Source organism: Devosia psychrophila, from assembly GCF_000971275.1.
Lineage (GTDB): Bacteria > Pseudomonadota > Alphaproteobacteria > Rhizobiales > Devosiaceae > Devosia > Devosia psychrophila.
This window is the reverse complement of sequence record NZ_LAPV01000233.1, coordinates 1-518: the sequence shown is the minus strand read 5'-3', so window position 1 is coordinate 518 and position 518 is coordinate 1. Positions and strand designations below refer to the sequence as shown.

At 61.8% G+C, this 518-nt stretch carries 1 pseudogene; it reads right to left on the bottom strand.

Annotation, left to right across the window (positions count from 1 at the left end):
• Positions 1 to 174: 174 nt before the first annotated feature.
• Positions 175 to 518 (bottom strand): annotated as a pseudogene (locus WH91_RS25870) (hypothetical protein); the annotation flags it as partial.

Genomic DNA, 518 nt, shown 5'->3' with positions numbered 1-518 from the left:
CCCGTCATACTATCGTCGATGTTGCCGACCTTCCCGGGGTGTCCAATAGCCGTGCGGCGCGGGCTTTGACAGAGTCTCTCAATATCACCGTCGAAACGCGGGAGCGTGGTGTGCGGGCGGCGTCGGCTGTCGGCTATGAGCGAAATCACCTGGCGGTGGGGATGCGGTCGTGGCTTAGTGGCATGCTTGGGCTTGTAATGCCGTATATTGCAAATCCGTTCTGGGCCGATGTGGCGCGTGGTGCACAGGACCGGGCTGCGCAGCCCGGTCCTGTGCACCACGCGCCACATCGGCCCAGAACGGATTTGCAATATACGGCATTACAAGCCCAAGCATGCCACTAAGCCACGACCGCATCCCCACCGCCAGGTGATTTCGCTCATAGCCGACAGCCGACGCCGCCCGCACACCACGCTCCCGCGTTTCGACGGTGATATTGAGAGACTCTGTCAAAGCCCGCGCCGCACGGCTATTGGACACCCCGGGAAGGTCGGCAACATCGACGATAGTATGACGGG